At 50.2% G+C, this 18,412-nt stretch carries 15 protein-coding genes and 2 tRNA genes; 6 read left to right on the top strand and 11 right to left on the bottom strand.

Going from position 1 to position 18,412, the window contains the following annotated elements; all coding sequences use genetic code 11:
• Positions 1 to 6 precede the first annotated feature (6 nt).
• The 8 genes from TOLA_RS11970 to TOLA_RS12005 form a co-directional block, all read right to left on the bottom strand.
• On the bottom strand, positions 7 to 660 hold the full coding sequence (locus TOLA_RS11970) for a TIGR04219 family outer membrane beta-barrel protein (protein ID WP_015879421.1): 654 nt from the start codon (positions 658 to 660) through the stop codon (positions 7 to 9).
• 71 nt (positions 661 to 731) lie between these two features.
• Positions 732 to 2,138: a glutamate--tRNA ligase gene (gltX, locus tag TOLA_RS11975; protein WP_015879422.1), complete on the bottom strand. Its 1,407-nt coding sequence runs from the start codon at positions 2,136 to 2,138 to the stop codon at positions 732 to 734.
• A 143-nt stretch (positions 2,139 to 2,281) separates the two neighbouring features.
• Positions 2,282 to 2,356: transfer RNA gene (locus TOLA_RS11980), tRNA-Gly, on the bottom strand.
• 87 nt (positions 2,357 to 2,443) lie between these two features.
• A complete protein-coding gene (locus TOLA_RS11985) occupies positions 2,444 to 3,172 on the bottom strand; it encodes a GGDEF domain-containing protein (protein ID WP_015879423.1) in 729 nt (242 codons plus the stop codon).
• 2 nt (positions 3,173 to 3,174) lie between these two features.
• On the bottom strand, positions 3,175 to 3,549 hold the full coding sequence (locus tag TOLA_RS11990) for a SiaC family regulatory phosphoprotein (protein ID WP_015879424.1): 375 nt from the start codon (positions 3,547 to 3,549) through the stop codon (positions 3,175 to 3,177).
• Between the two features lie 9 nt (positions 3,550 to 3,558).
• Positions 3,559 to 4,107 carry a SiaB family protein kinase gene (locus TOLA_RS11995; protein WP_015879425.1) on the bottom strand — a complete coding sequence of 183 codons (549 nt, stop codon included), beginning with the start codon at positions 4,105 to 4,107 and terminating at the stop codon, positions 3,559 to 3,561.
• Positions 4,108 to 6,135, bottom strand: a complete 2,028-nt coding sequence (locus TOLA_RS12000; RefSeq protein ID WP_015879426.1) for a SpoIIE family protein phosphatase — start codon at positions 6,133 to 6,135, stop codon at positions 4,108 to 4,110.
• Between the two features lie 132 nt (positions 6,136 to 6,267).
• Positions 6,268 to 6,341, bottom strand: a tRNA-Gly gene (locus TOLA_RS12005).
• 278 nt (positions 6,342 to 6,619) lie between these two features.
• On the opposite strand from TOLA_RS12005, the gene rapA reads away from it, so the two are divergent.
• The gene (rapA, locus tag TOLA_RS12010; protein ID WP_015879427.1) at positions 6,620 to 9,499 is read left to right on the top strand and encodes an RNA polymerase-associated protein RapA; all 2,880 of its coding nucleotides are present in this window, start codon (positions 6,620 to 6,622) and stop codon (positions 9,497 to 9,499) included.
• A gap of 73 nt (positions 9,500 to 9,572) precedes the next feature.
• A complete protein-coding gene (locus tag TOLA_RS12015; RefSeq protein WP_015879428.1) occupies positions 9,573 to 10,235 on the top strand; it encodes an RluA family pseudouridine synthase in 663 nt (220 codons plus the stop codon).
• 64 nt (positions 10,236 to 10,299) lie between these two features.
• Here TOLA_RS12015 and djlA read toward each other — a convergent pair whose 3' ends face one another.
• From djlA to TOLA_RS12030, 3 genes are read right to left on the bottom strand one after another with little or no spacing between them, the layout of a single operon-like run.
• A complete protein-coding gene (djlA, locus tag TOLA_RS12020) occupies positions 10,300 to 11,133 on the bottom strand; it encodes a co-chaperone DjlA (protein ID WP_015879429.1) in 834 nt (277 codons plus the stop codon).
• A gap of 1 nt (position 11,134) precedes the next feature.
• Positions 11,135 to 11,803: an N-acetylmuramate alpha-1-phosphate uridylyltransferase MurU gene (gene murU, locus TOLA_RS12025; RefSeq protein ID WP_015879430.1), complete on the bottom strand. Its 669-nt coding sequence runs from the start codon at positions 11,801 to 11,803 to the stop codon at positions 11,135 to 11,137.
• Positions 11,800 to 12,783: an aminoglycoside phosphotransferase family protein gene (locus tag TOLA_RS12030; RefSeq protein ID WP_041609881.1), complete on the bottom strand. Its 984-nt coding sequence runs from the start codon at positions 12,781 to 12,783 to the stop codon at positions 11,800 to 11,802. The genes murU and TOLA_RS12030 overlap by 4 nt, the downstream gene beginning before the upstream one ends.
• A gap of 138 nt (positions 12,784 to 12,921) precedes the next feature.
• Here TOLA_RS12030 and lptD point away from each other — a divergent pair, with 138 nt between their 5' ends.
• Genes lptD through rsmA form a run of 4 tightly spaced genes read left to right on the top strand, consistent with a single transcriptional unit; the run spans position 12,922 to position 18,406 of the window.
• Positions 12,922 to 15,291: an LPS assembly protein LptD gene (gene lptD, locus TOLA_RS12035; RefSeq protein ID WP_015879432.1), complete on the top strand. Its 2,370-nt coding sequence runs from the start codon at positions 12,922 to 12,924 to the stop codon at positions 15,289 to 15,291.
• Between the two features lie 15 nt (positions 15,292 to 15,306).
• Positions 15,307 to 16,617, top strand: coding sequence for a peptidylprolyl isomerase SurA (gene surA, locus TOLA_RS12040; RefSeq protein ID WP_015879433.1), 1,311 nt, complete (start codon positions 15,307 to 15,309; stop codon positions 16,615 to 16,617).
• The gene (gene pdxA / locus TOLA_RS12045) at positions 16,614 to 17,603 is read left to right on the top strand and encodes a 4-hydroxythreonine-4-phosphate dehydrogenase PdxA (RefSeq protein ID WP_015879434.1); all 990 of its coding nucleotides are present in this window, start codon (positions 16,614 to 16,616) and stop codon (positions 17,601 to 17,603) included. Before surA ends, pdxA begins: the two co-directional genes overlap by 4 nt.
• On the top strand, positions 17,600 to 18,406 hold the full coding sequence (gene rsmA / locus TOLA_RS12050; protein WP_015879435.1) for a 16S rRNA (adenine(1518)-N(6)/adenine(1519)-N(6))-dimethyltransferase RsmA: 807 nt from the start codon (positions 17,600 to 17,602) through the stop codon (positions 18,404 to 18,406). Before pdxA ends, rsmA begins: the two co-directional genes overlap by 4 nt.
• Positions 18,407 to 18,412 lie beyond the last annotated feature (6 nt).

Raw genomic sequence — 18,412 nt, forward strand, 5'->3', positions numbered from 1 at the left:
AAAAAATTAATAACGCAGCTCTGCACCCAGGAACCAGTTGTCCAGATGCTGATCCAGTTGCACGCTGTCTTCGGTGTAATTCACACGCATATTACGGTAGCCGGCACGCAGCTTCAGCTTCAGAATATCGTCCGGGAATACCACATAGCTCACACCCATTCTCCAGTCATGAGAATGATCGCCATCCCAATGCGAAACACGCATATCAGCAAAAGCCCCCAGATCAGTACCCGGGATCAATGTTTCTGCAGCACCGTACAGCATGATGGTGTCGTTAGAATAATCGTGGTGATGATTCAGCGTACCATCATAGCTGCGGAGGTTCAGACCGGCGTTCAGGGTCAGCGTATCCAGCTCCAGCGGAGAGTAATACAACGCGAAATCGTAGGTTTTCAGCTTGTTATCAAAGGCAGATGCATCAGAAGAGATATCTGTGGCCTGAAAAACTGCATTAGGCACCAGCAGCAATGGATGACGGAAATCAACGTATGTCGTCCACAGACTGTTAGAAGAGTAATTGCGATCCTTGCCTTCCGCCGAACCATCCATGTCGGAATACATGTAGTCCAGACCGGCACCGATGCTGAAATCATCAGCAGCCTGCGCGGCACCAGCAACCAGTACAGACGCTGCCAGCAGACTTAAACTGTATTTTTTCATGTTGGAGCTCCCATCATTATTATCAAAGAAGCGGAAACCTTCTTGGTTATCCGCCTCTGGTTATCAAGAAATTATTCCGCAGCCGGCAACAGTGCCAGCACTTTGTCCAGACGCGCCAGTACGCGTTCTTTACCAATCAGTTGCATCACCGCATCAATCGACGGTGACTGACCCAGACCGGTCACAGCAACACGCAACGGCATGCCTACTTTGCCCATTCCCAGCTCCAGTTCAGTCGCAGTGTCCTGAATAACATGGTGCAGTGGTTCTGTTTCCCAGCTTTCCAGCGCCGCCAGCTTGGTGCGGATCAGGGCCAGTGGTTCACGCGCCGCTGCTTTCAGATGTTTCTTCGCAGCCGCTGCGTCAATTTCTTCATATTCTTCGTAGAAATAACGGCTTTGCTGTGCCAGTTCACGCAAGGTGTGGCAACGTTCCGCCAGCAGTGTCACGATCTCGGCCAGCGCCGGGCCATTTTTATAATCAATACCCAGATCGTTCATCTGCCATTCCAGATGCGAAGCAACATAAACCGGATCCATGGTACGGATGTAATGGTTATTCAGCCATCTCAGTTTTTCTGTGTTGAATGCAGATGCTGATTTGCTGATGGAATCCAGACTGAACAGGTTGATCATCTCTTCACGGGTGAAGATTTCCTGATCGCCATGCGACCAGCCCAGACGCACCAGATAGTTCAGCACCGCTTCCGGCAGATAGCCATCATCACGGTACTGCATCACACCGACCGCACCATGACGTTTCGACAGCTTGGCACCATCATCACCCAGAATCATGGATACATGGGCAAACTCAGGTTCTGGTGCACCCAGTGCCTTATAGATGTTGATCTGACGCGGTGTGTTGTTGATATGGTCTTCGCCACGCACCACGTGGGTGATCTCCATATCCCAGTCGTCCACCACCACACAGAAGTTGTAAGTAGGAACACCGTCAGTACGACGAATGATCAGATCATCCAGCTCGGTGTTGGCAAATTCGATACGGCCACGCACATGGTCATCAAACGCCACGACACCATCCTGCGGATTACGGAAACGGATCACATGCGGTTCATCATCGGCATGATGTTCATCGCTGTCACGGCAATGACCGTCATAACGTGGTTTTTCACCGTTCGCCATTTGCGCTTCACGCAAGGTTTCCAGACGTTCTTTCGAGCAGTAGCATTTGTACGCCTTACCTTCCGCCAGCAGCTGATCGATCAGCTGGTTGTAACGGTCAAAGCGCTTGGTCTGATAATACGGGCCTTCATCCCAGTCAAAACCTAACCAGGTCATCCCTTCCATGATGGCATCGATTGCTGCCTGAGTAGAACGCTCAGTGTCAGTATCTTCGATACGCAGAACAAACTCGCCACCCTGATTTTTAGCATATAACCAGGAATAGAGTGCAGTACGGGCACCACCAATGTGCAGCAAGCCAGTCGGGCTCGGCGCAAAACGGGTTTTGACTTTCATGGGCTTCCTTGTGACTGGAATAATTTTCAGGATTTTAGGACAGATCACATTCTAACACTGGCATTGCCGGAGAAAAACCTTCGGCCGCATTTGAACAAAAGAATGCTAACAGCAAAACGGAAGAGAAGCAGATTCGGGGAAATTGGAGCGGGCAGCGGGAATCGAACCCGCATCATCAGCTTGGAAGGCTGAGGTAATAGCCATTATACGATGCCCGCAAGGCATGACCGGTTAAATAAAATACAGTAACATCAGAATGTTACATACCGGCTGATAAGACGGCCGCTAATCTATCAAAGTCAGGGTTAAAGAACAACCTTTGTTTCACCCAATTCAGGGGAATAAGTCACCAATTGATCGCGTCCCTGTGCTTTTGCCTTATACATCGCCAGATCCGCTTTACGGATACTGTCATCGATCATCTCTGCTTCCCGGCAAAAATAAACCCCGATACTGGCTGAGAGATAGCGTTCATCATTACCCGGCAACGGAACACTCCGGATAGCCTGCATAATATTTTCAGCCATGGTATGTAGTGATTTTTCACTGCAATCCGGCATCAGGATCAGGAACTCTTCCCCACCCCAGCGGGCACAAACACCCTGCGTTGAACAGATTGACTGCAGGATAGCGGCGACGGAAATCAGCAAGTGGTCGCCCTGCAGATGGCCGAACTGATCATTCACTTCCTTGAAATAATCCAGATCCAGCAGTAATACACCAAAACAGGAGTGGTTCAGCTCCAGCTGCTTTTTCAATGCAAACATCTGCGGATATAACCCGCCACGGTTAAACAAACCGGTTAACGGGTCTGTTTTCGCCCGTTTATCCAGCTCGGAATTCAGATCCATGATCTGTGCCTGCATTAAATCACCAATCCGGGCGATTTTATTAAGACGACGCTCCAGCCGCTGGTATTGTCTGTGCAAGCTGTCCAGTTCAGCCAATAAAGGATGTCCGGTATATTGTTTTTCCAGCTGAATATACCGTTTACCCGAATCAACCGGCTGTAAAGTGTCATCCTGTCCGTTCATGGTTATAAGGCCTCAATCTGAAATGGCAGCATTAAATCCTCACTGAATTCTTCGGCTGTTTCCAGTGCCCGGCTATTTTTCTTATGGTAGCGCCAGATTATTAATACTTGTCGCCCTTCCTGAAATGCATCCTCCAGTAAATCAAAAATATCCATCAGACATTTAACACTCCCGGTGTTCAGATACGCCAGTTCAAGCGTCAGCGTAATAGCAAAATCAGTTTCTGCAACGAACGCTTTCAACCAGCCAATAATGGGAGCATAAAACTCGAAGGTATTTTCAGGATAACTTTCACCTGACATCGTCAGCTGACCATTTTCCGGATCAAAATAAACGGCAGGTGATGAGATACTGGCAACCCGGCTTAATAATTCCATTTTTTACCCCTATACCACTGCTTTTAATGTAAAGAATGCAGTTTTGTTATCTATTTCCTGAACTTCATAAGCCAGCGGCTGACTTGATTTTCGCGCCATATCAATTAAACCCAGCCCGGCACCCGGTGCATTGTCCGTCACTGGTTTACGCCGTTGCTCTTTATATAACGCTTTCAGGCCGGCCATATCTAATGAACGTAAAAGATCTATTTTATTAGTCAGCTTTTCCAGATCATTTTTATTCACCACATTGCCTGACATCACCACATAACTGTTTTCTTCACGGCCGATCATCAGGGTAATAGCATTATAAATCTTGTCATTCTGCACCTCACCCTGCTGACCACGGGCATAATTCCGCACATTCTGAGTCTGCTCGATATAGACCGAAAATACATCCATCATTTTTTCACTGCCCGGCGTTTCATTTTCTAAATAACGACGGACAGCAAGACCTAACTCTTCAATAATACTGTGTGATAACGGACCATTGAAACAGATCTGGATATTGGCATCCTCAAATTGCCGGTGTAATGACAACAGACTAATTTTATGCATTTATATTCCCTCATCAGGCGATAAGTTTTTTGCTGAAAAACCAAAAACTGTGATGTCATCACGTTGTACTCGTTGTCCCCGGTAACGCTCCAGTAATTCCACCAATAATGTTTGCTGCTGATTCATCGGTAAATCTGCCCAGCCGGCAATCTGATTCAGGAAACGTTCACGGCCGAAACCAAATCCGTCGTCGCCACCATCCTGATCTAACAGGCCATCACTGACTAAATAGAAACGGCACTGCTCATCGAACTTAATATGGTGTATTTCGATTGGTTTTACTTTTCTCGGATTCAGGCGATAGCCTAATCCGCGGTGCGTCGCTTTAATGACCGAAGACGCCCCCTTCTTCACCAGACATAAATCAATACCGCATCCGGCATATTCAAGCGTCCCGGTGTTCAGTCTGCAGATCGCAATATCCATCCCGTAATCCAGTGCATCCCCCTCACTGGTATGTTGCAGGGTCTGCCGCAGACGTTCATCCATCAGTGCCAGAATGGAAGAAAGTGGTAAACCATCTGACTCGCTGAGGACCTGACGCAGCACCGCATGGGCGGTCATCGTCATAAAGGCACCGGGAATACCATGGCCGGTACAATCAACCAGACCGAGGAAACAAGACCCGTCCTGAGCCGGATGTAAAAAATAAAAATCACCGCCCACGACATCCCGTGGCAACCAGATCACCAGGTGATCCTGCAAATAACGGGCAATCAAATCAGAACGCGGCAAAATCGCCGTCTGGATCAGTTTGGCGTAACGAATAGAATCCAGGATCTGCTTGTTTTTCAATGCTAACTGATCATTAACCCGCTGCAATTCCGCCGTACGTTCAGCCACGCGATGTTCCAGCTTGGCGGTGTTATCCCGGATCGTTGCCGCCATATTATTGAATCCGGAAGCCAGTCGCCCCAGCTCATCATTTTCCCGGTTTGACAGCTGCACATCATAATGACCACCGGCCACTTTACGGGCCGCACTATCCAATCCGGCGATCCGGCGTAACACAAAAAACTGCAGCACACCGGCAACGGCCAGCAGGGAAAACAGTAACGCCGCGACCAGCACCATAAACATCGGTGTAAAGGTGTGCTCACCCAGCAAGGTATCAATATCCATCACCGTAATATTGAACCACTGCAGATCGGGCATATACGCGATACCGACCAGTTTACGTTCACCCTGAATCGTCAGATAAAGCGTCTGCACCTGCGTCGGCACCATGCGCAGGGCATCCAGTGCCGCCTGCAGTTCGATATGATCATCCTGCAGATTCAACAGGTTAAAAATAGTAAAATGCGCGGCATGGGGATTGCTGTTACTGCTCATGTCAATCAGCGATGAATCCGGGTGCGCCTGTATGGCGCCATCCCCGTCAATCAGAATATTGGTGATACCATCTTCATTGTTCCGGATGAAATCATTAATGAAGTCTTTCAGCTGGATCCCGGCCCGGATCAGCCCCAGAAATTGACCGGATGCCGAATGGATCGGAACATCAACCCACATCTTCGTCATATTAAGATGCTGATCCGGTGCCACATGCAAGGTATAGGGAAACGACAGTTGCCGGATCTGATAATACCAGTGGTCTTCTGCTGCAGCCCGATCCAGTGTGTAACGTAATTCCTGCCCGGAAAAATCATCGTGCTTATTATTGAAATAATAATGCCCTGATTTATCGATAATGAATGAAACGCTGCCGTCGAAAAAATACTGGCGATAACTATCCAGTTCCTTCAGTGCACTGGCTTTTAATTGCGGATCATTTTCCGCTTCAGCCCAACGCTGTAAAACAACGGAATCCGCCATCTTCCGCGCCAGAACAATTTCTTTCTGAACCGGCGCGCGGATACGGGATTTATCATAGAGCGCCTGCTTTTCGGCAAAGCGATCACCCAACGCGATAATAATCGTGTCACTGACACTGCGAAATGCGCCAAAAGCCAGCAGCAGCGAAATGGTAAAAACCGCAGACATCCAGAAAACAAATTTTCCGCGCAGGCTGCCCAGCAATAATGGCATAACCACTCCACTGATTTTTCAGAGATTAATGGATGACAAACGGATGCAAAAAGTTGCCCACAGAGAGCTGGTTGAGAACTATAAACAAAATGGATAGATGAAGGAATAGAATAAATGAGATTCGTATGAATTTGGAGCGGGCGATGGGAATCGAACCCACGCTATCTGCTTGGGAAGCAGAAGTTCTGCCATTGAACTACGCCCGCTCTGAGGTGCGTTGAGCAGATTACCCAAACCAGCCCGGTCTGGCAACAGCTGTAGTCGAATTCTGGCAATATGATCAAGCAGTTGAGCGTTTTTTCAACTATTCTTACTTTGACGTCTCATCTGCACCCCATCGAAAACTTTCCCTGATTACGGATGACCCTAGGATAAGCTTCGGGTAATATAGCGCCCCTTTTCGGGTCAATACACATGACCCTCGCTTAAACTGCCCTGCAGTTGCTTTCGAACTTTTTATTTATTGATACATGTGGAGTTGTAGATGTCCTTTGCACTAGGCCAACGCTGGATCAGTGACACTGAAACTGATCTTGGATTAGGTACCGTGGTAGCAATAGAGGGTCGGATGATCACTTTATTGTTTCCGGCTAATGGCGAACAGCGTTTGTATGCCCGCGACAGTGCTCCCATTACACGCGTCCGTTTTAATGAAGGCGACAAGATAACCAGCCACGAAGAGTGGCAGATGGATATTCGTGCAGTAGAGGAAACCGAGGAAGGTCTGCTGACCTATCACGGCACCCGCGTGGATACCGGAGCAGAAGTATCACTGCGTGAAGTGATGCTGAACAACTTCATCAAATTTAATAAACCGCAGGATCGCCTGTTTGCCGGTCAGATTGATCGCCATTCCCGTTTTGCGCTGCGTTATGAAGCCCTGATCCACCAGCATGCCCGCCGCCGCAGCCCGACCCGCGGACTGGCCAGTGGCCGGGTCAGCCTGATCCCGCATCAGCTGCATATCGCCCGTGAAGTCGGTCATCGTCATGCACCACGTGTATTACTGGCCGACGAAGTAGGTTTAGGTAAAACCATTGAAGCCGGGATGGTCATTCACCAGCAGTTGCTGTCAGGCCGCGCACACCGTGTTTTGATCCTGGTGCCTGACTCACTGCAATATCAGTGGCTGGTGGAAATGCTGCGCCGTTTCAACCTGATGTTCTCGTTGTTCGATGAAGAACGTTGTGTCGAATCAGAGCATGATGCGGTGAACCCGTTCGATACTGAACAGCTGGTGATCTGCAGTCTTGACTGGCTGCGTAAGAAAAAAGTCCGCTTTGAACAGGTTCAGGAATGCGAATGGGATCTGCTGGTTGTCGATGAAGCGCACCATCTGGTCTGGAGCGAAGAAGCGCCGAGCCGTGAATATCAGATCGTAGAAACACTGGCAGAACAGATCCCTGGCGTGCTGTTGCTGACTGCGACGCCGGACCAGCTGGGTCATGCCAGCCATTTTGCCCGTCTGCGTCTGCTCGATCCGGAGCGTTTTTACGACTACGACGCGTTTGTTGCTGAGGAACAGGCCTATGGTCAGGTCGCCGATGCAACACAGCCACTGCTGAGCGGTGATGCTCTGAATGCAGAACAGATCGACATACTGAAAAATCTGCTGCCGGAACTGGATGCCTCACAGCTGCAGAATGAAGAATATCGCGAAGAAGTCCTGAAGGATCTGCTGGATCGTCACGGTACCGGTCGTATCATGTTCCGTAACACCCGCGCTGCCAGCGCCGGCTTCCCGGTGCGTGAACTCCACGCTTATCCGATGCCATTGCCGGAACAATATAAAACGGCCATCCGCGTTATGGGCATGATGGGCGGCAATACCGGCGATGCGCTGGCGAAAGCCAAACGCTACCTCTACCCGGAAAAAATCTTCGGCCAGTTTGAAGGTGACAACGCCTCCTGGACACAGTTTGATCCGCGGGTTGACTGGTTATTGAACCTGATCAAAACCGAACGCCATGAAAAGATTCTGGTGATCTGCTCTGAAGCCGCATCAGCGCTGACAATGGAAAACACACTGCGCACCCGTGAAGGCGTACGCTGCACCGTGTTCCATGAAGGGATGAGCCTGCTGGAACGTGATAAATCCGCGGCCTATTTTGCGGATCCGGATGGTGGCGCACAGGTCATGCTGTGTTCTGAAATCGGTTCTGAAGGCCGTAACTTCCAGTTCGCCCGCCATCTGGTACTGTTCGATCTGCCGCTGAATCCGGATCTGCTGGAACAACGTATCGGCCGTCTGGATCGTATCGGTCAGAAAAACGTGGTGCAGATCCACGTACCTTATCTGGAAGAAACACCGCAGCGCACGCTGATCCGCTGGTACCACGAAGGGCTGGATGCTTTCGAACATACCTGCCCTACCGGTCGCGTGGTGTTTGATGAGGTTCAGGAACAGCTGTTCACGCTGCTGGCGGAAAACCAGAGCAGTGATGAATCGATGTCGTCATTGCTGGAACAAACCCGCAGTATGCACAATGCCCTGAAAGCCAAACTGGAACAGGGTCGTGACCGTCTGCTGGAAATTCAGTCCAGTGGCGGAGCGCATGCCCACCAGTTGGTGGAACAACTGGCAGAAGAAGATGATGACACCAGTTTGGTCGCATTCGCGCTGCACCTGTTTGATGATATCGGTATCGCACAGGATGATCGTGGCGAACAAGCAGTGGTACTGACGCCGACCGATCATATGCTGATCTCCAGCTTCCCGGGTTTGCCGGAAGATGGCGTCACCGTGACTTTCGAGCGTGATGTTGCACTGAGCCGTGAAGATTTGAGTTTCCTGACCTGGGATCACCCGATGATCCGGGGCGGTATCGACCTGGTTCTGGCGTCCGAAATTGGTTCCACCGCCGTCTCTTTGCTGAAAAACAGCAAGATGCCTGCCGGCACCATTTTCCTCGAACTGATCTATGTCGCAGAATCGGCCAGCCACCCGCAACTGTACCGTTTCATGCCACCAACCCCAATCCGTCTGCTGCTGGATAAAAACGGCAACAATGTCGGCGAACAGGTCGGTTTTGAACAGTTCCACCGTCAGCTGATGCCAATCAACCGTCAGCTGGCCAGCAAACTGGTAGCGGCCTCACAGGCCGTGATCCATGAGATGATCGGTAAAGCGGAACACGCAGCGCATCCGCGCATGGTGCAGATCGTCGCGGAAGCGCGTCATACCATGCAGCATACGCTGGGTGCGGAATTAAGCCGTCTGGAACAATTGAAAGCAATCAACCCATCCGTACGTGACAGTGAACTGGAACATCTGCGTGACCTGCAGCATGAACTGAACCACTTGATGGATCAAACGCAACTTAAACTGGATGCGGTCCGTTTTGTAGTAGTCACCAACCAGTGATCTGCGGCAAAATAGCCTTACTCAGGGTGCTGTATTCCGGCACCCTTTTACCCTCTGAATACGCGGAAACAGCATGAGTACCTTTGTTTACAATCCACCAATGGAGCCTTATCTCGACATTCTGTATGAGGATGAGCACATTATCGTGATGAATAAACCCAGTGGGTTACTCAGTGTTCCGGGAAAAGCACTTGAACACGCTGACAGCATCGCCTGGCGGGTACGTCAGCGTTGTCCGGAAGCCGGCAGTGTGCATCGTCTGGATATGAGCACCTCCGGCGTGATCCTGATGGCCAAATATTCAAAAGCCACTGGTATTCTGGGGAAACAGTTTCAGGAACGTAAAACCGAGAAGTTTTACTACGCCTGGGTGTGGGGACAAGTAGCAGGCACGGAAGGGATGATTGATTTGCCGTTATGCGTGGACTGGGAAAACCGCCCGCTGCAGCATGTTAATTATGAACATGGCCGTCCGGCACAAACCCACTGGCAACGTGTGCGCGTGGAAGCAGATCGTACACTGATGAAACTGACCCCTTATACGGGTCGTTCACATCAGTTGCGGGTGCACATGAAAGAACTGGGGCATCCAATTCTGGGCGATCATCTGTACGCACCGAAAGAAGTACAGGATCTTGTTCCGCATTTACAACTGCATGCGGCCATGCTCAGTTTTTATCATCCGGTCACCGGTGAGCAGATGCGTTTCGAGGCCCCTGCTCCGTTCCCGCTTTAAGACCCGTTTTAAGAAAGTGTAATCACGATGCGCTGAATCCAGAGAGAGGCAGAAACATCCTCTGTCAGCGCATACCACGTGATTGCTTGATCAACTCCCACGCCTGCTGAATTTCCTGCGCTTTCTCTTTGGCCATATTCATCATCTCCGGCGGTAATCCTTTCGCTGCCAGTTTATCCGGATGATGCTGCGACATCTGTTTACGATAAGCTCTCTTTACTTCACTGTCAGGCTGATCAGCGGAGACTCCCAGAATAGAATAGGCATCCCGCAAGCGATCACGGGATGGCGCCTGCTGCTGACCGGCACCAGAGGAATAGCCCCGTTGCTGCTGCCCCTGATGGGAGAAATTAAAGCCGGCTTCTGCCATCGCCAGTAACCGCTCCAGTTCCCAGCGGGAAAAGCCCAGTAATTCGGCAACTTCAAGTAGCCGCTGACGGGAGGCGGGATGCAGCGAGCCATTAGCAAACGCCGCCTGCAACTGCATATCAAGAAATACCCGCAACAGATCCGGACGTCCCCGGCAGGAATGACGGAACAAGGTCAGCGCCTCTTCCAGATCGTAATCCGGCTCTTTCCCCTGTCGGAATGAATCCTGGGCTTCACGGCGCACATCACCACTCAGCCCCATGCGATCCATAAACAGAGTCGCGATCTGAATTTGCTGTTCCGTAACGCGTCCGGCGGCTTTGGCGATATGGCTCATTACTGCAAATGTAGTATGCAGAAACAGCGCCTGCTCTTCCCGGGTCGGAGCACGCCAGCGACCGAACCCGCCACGCCGGGCCTGCAGCTTCTGATCGTAGATATGACCGATCCACAGCCCCAGTAATGCACCGGGAAAATTGAGGATCCATAACCCGATCAGAAATCCGATAATCTTGCCTTTAACCGGCATACTAACCTCGCTGTAATTCCTGATCTAACTCGTGTAGCCGCTGCGGCGTACCAATATCCCGCCAGTCAGCTTTAAGATGTGAACCGGCAACCCGTTGCTCTGTCATCCATTGCCGTAGCAACGGCGCTAATTTATGCACACCGGGTTGCAGCGATAAAAAACTTTGCGGACGATAGATACCAACACCACTGAAAGTCAGTCCGGGACGATCTTCAACCCGATCACCGGACAAACTGAAATCACCATGCGGGTGTTGCGGCGGATTATCCACCAGCCAGACATGTGCATGATCCGGCGCTGACAGCCGGAATGAACTGAACTGACGGTAATCCGTATCGAGCCAGATATCACCATTCACGACCAGAAAGGGTTCATCGCCGAGCAGCGACAACGCCTGACGAATACCACCGGCCGTCTCCAGTCCGGAATCCCCTTCTGCTGACCAGCTGATGGTTACCCCAAATTCAGCACCACTTCCCAGATAATCCACCAGCTTATGCCCAAGCCAGGCATGGTTGATGACCAGCTCGGTGATCCCCACAGCGCAGAGCTTTTCGATATGGTGCTGGATCAGCGGCTTACCACCAACAGGCAGCAACGGCTTGGGTAAATGGTCGGTTAATGGCCGCATCCGCTCGCCACGACCCGCAGCAAGAATCATCGCTTTCATGCCAGTGCATCCATCGTAAATGCAGGCAAGACCCGCTGCTGTAACCAGCCGGAAAATGCCGCCAGTTGCGGATATTGCGCCGCCACATCGCTGACATAGCTCAGCGTACGGGGGATATCCTTCAAATAGCCCGATTTACCATCCCGATGATGTAACCGGGCAAAAATACCCGCTGCTTTCAGATGACGCTGCATACCAGTCAGATCCAGCCATTGCATAAATTGCGGTAATGACGTCCCGGCACTTAACACACCAGTATCAACATACAGCTGCCAGGCATATTCCGCCCCTTGTGCGATCACCGGATCAGGCCAGCGACAGTAGCAATCTTTCAGCAGTGATACTGCATCATAGGTCAGCGGCCCCAGCACCATATCCTGAAAATCGATCACCGCCAGCGAGTCATCTTCCGACACCATCAGATTCCGGCTGTGAAAATCGCGATGCATCACCACCTGAGGCTGTTGCAGATTATTTTCGGTCAGCAGGGCAAAAGTCTCAGCCAGTAACGTTTTTTCTTCTGCCGACAATTCCAGTTGCAAATGTTTTTCCAGCAACCACTCAGGAAAAATGGCGTTTTCCCGCTCCATAAATTCAGCATCAAATACCGGCAAATCAAGCTGAACTTGTGTAAGTTGTGGCAATAACTGTAATGCCTTGGTATACCATGCTGTTACTGAACTATCAGACAGACAGGATAACAATGATCGGTCACCTAAATCGGAAACACAGAGAAATCCGTTTTCCATATCATACTGCAGCACCAGTGGCGCAGTGATACCGGCATTAAGTAATGCAGCTGAATTAGCAATGAACTCGCGGTTTTTTTCAGTTGCAGGTGGCGCATCAACCCAGATGCGGTTGGCTGCGCGATAATACTTGCGAAAACTGGCATCACCGGAAATCAGTTCTAAAGTTAAGTCAGAATTTTGTTCGGTTTGTTGTGCCCATTGCTGTAATTGGGCATGGCGTTGACTCATCATGCAGGCAGGCTCTTACTCGGTGTTAGCCGTTATCGGAATAATGCTTTATCATAGCCTGCTACCATAAAAGAATGACCGTGAAAGCACAACCGTAGAAAGGTTATGTGCTTCAGTTGCCAGGGGATCTGATAACCAATGGTGTTTCGTATCAACGCTATTACTGCGGCGATTTTTTCTGTTTCTGCCGGACTCGTATTCACATCGCATCCAGCTCAGGCGGCAGATAACAGTATAAAAGTACCGTCCAATCTCCGTGCGGGTGCGTTCGATGAACGTTGCTACAGTGATGTTCCGCCGGCCACCGCAACCGAATATAGCCGGACAACACCGGTTGAAGTCTCCGCCGATCAGCTGAATGCAGTCCGTGACGGCAAAGCTGTTTATGAGGGTGGTGTTGAAGTCAGTCAGGGCAATAAATATTTCAGTTCCGACTATACCGAGCTCGATCAGGTCAGCCGGAATGTACTGGCACACGGCAATATATTCTACCGTGACGGTCAGGTGACCCTGAAAAGTAATGATCAGCTGACTACTAATCTGGATTCTAAAGAATCTCAGATTGATAATGCTACCTATCAGTTACATGGCTCCCCCGCCCGTGGCGAGGCAGAAAAAATCCATCTCGATAACGAGAAAAAAGAGCTGACCCTGAGCAAAGCCCGGTTCACAACTTGTCCGGTCGGGCAGGAAAGCTGGTGGCTGAGTGCCAGTGAAGTCAACGTGGATCAGAAAGAAGTGTTTGGCGAAGCCTGGAACGCGACGCTGTGGCTGAAAAACGTTCCCGTTTTTTATACCCCCTACATCACCTTCCCGGTCAAAGATGAACGTAAATCAGGGCTGCTCTACCCGAACTTCACCTATAGCAGCACCAATGGTTTCGACATCAGCACGCCGTATTACTGGAACATTGCACCGAACTACGATATGACCCTGACCCCCCGGGTGATGTCAAACCGCGGCACAATGGAGCAAATTGAATACCGTTATCTGCCGGCAGCCGGACACAGCGGGACAATTTATGCCGAATATATGGCCAATGACCGGAAAGTCAGTGATGAAGAGCTAAATCCCCGCTGGTTAGCCAGTATCCGTCATAATTCCGGTTTTCAAAACGGTGATCTGCGCTGGAATCTGGATTACACCCGCGTTGGCGAAAATGATTACAACTACTTTAATGACCTGCATCCGCCGGTTGGGCAGATTGTCGATAACCAGTTGCTGCAATCCACCACTGCCGGTTATTACCAGAGAGACTGGAACCTGAGCACAGAAGTACGTGATTATCAGATCCTGTTGCCGAATACACCGGCACCGCATCAATTGCTGCCACAGGTAATCTATAACCAGTATCACACCGCCGATAAATACAGTTTCAGCTTTAATTCCGAAGTATCAAACTTCGGAAATACTTCTGAAACCTATAAAGCGTATACCGGTCAGCGCCTGCACGCAGAACCGGCCATCTCTGTGCCGATTTTGCAGGCTCCGGGATACTCGCTGGAAGCGGAAGGCAAACTGATGTCCACGTATTATCAGCAGGATATTCCTGATGATATGTCGTCCTATTACAGTAGTTATCTGGGAATGGACAGTCTCGATTCCAACGTTAGCCGTGTTCTGCCGGAAGCGCGTGTTCATGGCAGCATGAGCTTTGATCGTCAGACTTCGTTCAATGATCAGGCCTTTACCCAGACACTGGAACCTGAAGTTCAGTATCTTTACATCCCTTACAAAAATCAGAACAACATCGGGCTGTATGACACCACCAATCTGCAGTCAGATTATTACAATCTGTTCAGTGACCGCCGCTTTGCCGGGCTGGATCGGATCAGTGATGCGAACCGGGTCAGTTACGGTGTGACGACTCGTCTGTTTGACAGTGAGAACACAGAACGGATGCGCTTTACCGTAGGTCAGGCCTATGACCTGGTTGCACCGCAGGTTACGCTGTTACCGAATGATGAGAAACAAACCAACTCACGTTCATTGTTATCGCTGCGGGCAGATACCCATCCAACCGATGACTGGTACACCCATACCGGTATTGAATACAACACCCAGAGCAAAGATGTCTCTTCCGGTAATGCTGCCGCCGAATATCAGCAGCAGAAATATACGACTCAGTTAAACTACCGCTTCGTCAGCAAGGAAAACTTTGTGGTAGACACGAATGATGATCGGGAAGACATCAGTCAGGCCGGCGCAGTATTGCGATTACCAATCAGTCGCGACTGGCAATTGATCGGCGCGCACTACCGGGATACGCAAACAGGTCAGAGTATTGATAACCTGGTAGGGCTCCGTTATGACTCATGCTGCTGGGCGGTGAATTTTACCTTTGAACGCAATAATGCACCGGATAACACCACATTAACCGCCGAACCGGAAACTTCCTACGGTTTACAATTTGAATTCAAGGGCCTGGGCAGTGTCGGTAACGGACCGAAGTACAACTTGAATACCCGGTTATTACCTTATTCCCGACCATTTAACCTTAACGACTAAGTAAGGTATTTTTTGATGCAGTTAAAACACTTTTCACCGAAATGGTTACTGGCTGGCGTCCTGTTCGCTCTGCCGTTATGCACACAGGCTGCTCAGCAATCACTGGATAATGTCATTGCCATCGTTAACAAAGATGTCGTAGTGCAAAGTGAATTAGATCGTCTGATGCATAAAGTACAAGCTGATGCGGCTGAACAACGTCAGACTCTGCCGCCCTATCATCAGCTGCATAAACAAATACTGGATCGTCTCATTGAAGACAGTCTGATTCTGCAACTGGCTGAGCGACAAGGTTTACGGATCGGTGATAGCCAGTTAGATCAGGCACTGGCATCCATTGCTGCGGAAAAAAGGCTGAGTGTCGCGGATATGCAGGCCAAAGCAGAACGTGAAGGTTTAACACCGGCTGAGTTCCGCGAGACTGTGCGTAAAGAGATGATGATTTCGGAAATGCGCCGCAATCAGCTACGTCAGCGGATCAATATTACTGATCAGGAAGTGAAGCAGTTAGCCAAACAGATCAGCGAACAGGGGAATAAAGGTCAGCGCTTCCATATTGAGCATATTCTGCTTAGCCTGTCATCGGATGCGGATCGCGGCGAACAACAACGAGTTGCAGAAAAAGCCCGGCAACTGCTGCAGCAATTGAAAAAAGGCGCTGACTTCCATCAGATGGCGGTAGCAGAAAGTGCGGATAGCAAAGCACTGGATGGTGGTGACTGGGGTTGGATGACGATTGAAGAAATGCCGTCGCTTATGGCCGAAGCCATCAGCGGTGCACATAAAGACCAGTTTATCGGACCGCTACGCTCCGGTGCCGGTCTGCATATCATCCATGTAAAAGATATGCAGGGGCAACAGGCTATTGAAATGCAGGAAGTGAACGCACGCCATATCCTGCTGAAAACATCAGTTATTCTCAGTGATGAAAAAGCAGAACAGATGCTGAAAGGATACCTGCGTGATATCCAGTCAGGTAAAGCCTCTTTTGCCAAACTGGCAGAGAAATACTCTGATGACACCGGTTCAGCGTTGAAAGGGGGTGAACTCGGCTGGGCGAATCCGGAGATGTATGTACCGGAATTCCGCGATATGACGAAAAACCTGCCGATTGGTCAGCTCAGTCAGCCATTTAAGACCGTGCATGGCTGGCATATTGTTCAGGTAGAAGGACGCCGTAATCTGGCAAACACCCCGGAAGCACTGGAAAACCGCGCCTATCAGTTAATTTACAATCGCCGTTTTGCCGAAGAAGCACAGACCTGGATTGACGAACTGCGTGATGAAGCCTTTATCAAATTCGTGGACGGGAGTGGCCAGGAATGACAACAATTCCCCGCATCGTCGTCACGCCGGGCGAACCTTCAGGGATTGGACCGGATCTGATACTGACGCTGGCCGACCAGGCATGGCCGGCGGAACTGGTGATCATGGCGGATCCGGCGCTGCTGCAACAACGGGCCGCAATGTTAGGCAAAGATATTACGATCCGTTTTTATGATGCAAGCCAACCTGCTCAGGCACAGCCAGCCGGTGTTTTAACTGTTTGTTCAGTGCCGTTAATGGTGCCGGTATCTGCCGGGAAACTGGACAAACGTAATGGCAAATATGTCCTGGCAACATTACGCCGGGCTGCCGAAGGCTGCCTCAGCGGCGAGTTTGCCGCTCTGGTCACCGGACCGGTGCACAAAGGTGTCATCAATGAAGCCGGTGTGCCATTCAGTGGACATACTGAATTTTTTGCTGAACAGGCTGGCGTCGATCAGGTCGTCATGATGCTGGCAACTGAAGGGCTTCGCGTTGCTCTGGCTACCACGCATTTACCTCTGCGCGATGTTGCCGATGCAATTACCGCTGAAAGTCTGCAGCGCACCATAGACATTCTGCAGCATGACCTGCAAAACCAGTTTGGTATTCCTGCACCGCATATTCTGGTGTGTGGTCTGAATCCGCACGCCGGTGAAGGCGGTCATATGGGCCGGGAAGAAATAGAAGTTATAGAACCTGTTCTGGAAAAATTACGTGGGAAAGGTTACTCGCTGGAAGGCCCGTTACCCGCAGATACACTTTTCCAGGATAAATATCTGCAACGTGCAGATGCGGTACTGGCCATGTACCACGATCAGGGTCTGCCCGTACTTAAATACAAAGGATTTGGCCGTGCCGTCAATATCACACTGGGGCTGCCGTTTATCCGCACCTCCGTTGATCACGGCACAGCTCTCGAATTAGCTGGCAGCGGCAAGTGCAATAACGGCAGTCTGCTGACAGCATTACAACAAGCGATTTCAATGGTATCTCATAAACAATGATTAATGACAATGTTCATCTCGGTCACCGCGCCCGTAAACGTTTTGGCCAAAACTTTCTGCATGATCAATACACGATCGATTCAATCGTATCAGCAATAGCGCCCCGTCAGAATGATGTTATGGTCGAAATTGGTCCTGGCCTTGGCGCACTTACCGAACCGGTCTGTGATCAGATAGATAAACTGCATGTCGTTGAACTCGACCGCGATCTGGCTGCCCGTCTGCGGGAACATCCACGCCTGAAAGACAAGCTGATTGTGCACGAAGCCGATGCGATGAAATTTAACTTTGACGAACTGGCGCAGCCGGGTCGTCCGTTACGCATATTCGGCAATCTGCCTTACAACATATCAACCCCGCTGATTTTTCATCTGCTGGAAAAATCACAATATATTACTGATATGTATTTCATGCTGCAGAAAGAGGTTGTAGAACGTCTGGCGGCTGGTCCGAACAGTAAAGATTATGGCCGTCTGACGGTAATGACTCAGTATTACTGTCAGGTAATGCCAGTACTGGAAGTAGGTCCGCACGCATTTAAACCCGCACCTAAAGTAAACTCTGCGGTTGTGCGTCTGGCACCATGGAAGAAACGGCCATACGAAGCACTCAACATCGCTGACCTGCAACGCGTTTGTCAGGAAGGTTTTGGCCAACGTCGTAAGACTATCCGTAACACCTTCCGTAGTTTCATTACTGCCGAGCAGTTGGAGGAGATTGATATTAATCCAAACCTGCGACCAGAAAACTTGACGCTGGCACAATTTGTAAGTATTGCTAACTGGCTGACAACTCACCGCTGAGGATGC

The organism is Tolumonas auensis DSM 9187, assembly GCF_000023065.1.
GTDB lineage: Bacteria > Pseudomonadota > Gammaproteobacteria > Enterobacterales > Aeromonadaceae > Tolumonas > Tolumonas auensis.